General features: G+C 42.7%; 1 protein-coding gene. It reads left to right on the top strand.

What is annotated here, in order from left to right; genetic code table 11:
- Positions 1-172: 172 nt before the first annotated feature.
- Positions 173-391: hypothetical protein (locus N825_RS40165; RefSeq protein WP_211098453.1), on the top strand; the 219-nt coding region annotated here is incomplete at its 3' end.

Below are 391 nucleotides of genomic sequence, written 5' to 3'. Positions count from 1 at the left end.
TGAATTGGCACATCGGTCGGTTCTGGCAGGGCATGGGCTCACGTTCGGACTGATTGATCTGAATGAATCACTAGGCAGGAAGGCAAGGATTTAATAATATATAAACATAAAATCTTATGCGCATTTTATCGTCAAAAGTGGCATATTCCGCGAGGTGACTTTCGCGAAAACCATGCTTTCGAGCGATGCGGCAAGAGACTTGACAATGGTTGATGGCACGATTTCCCAATCCAGCGGTAATATCCTTTTGCATGAGGGATATAATGGTCGGTACATAGAACTTCACCATGGCTTGAATGGTCAAACCGTATCTCGATTGATGGTTAATGAAAACTTCGTCTATGCCCATATAGATGATAGTCCGGATTATTCATTATCTTATGAACAGACC

It is taken from the genome of Skermanella stibiiresistens SB22 (assembly GCF_000576635.1).
GTDB lineage: Bacteria > Pseudomonadota > Alphaproteobacteria > Azospirillales > Azospirillaceae > Skermanella > Skermanella stibiiresistens.
This window is presented reverse-complemented; position numbering and strand designations above follow the sequence as displayed.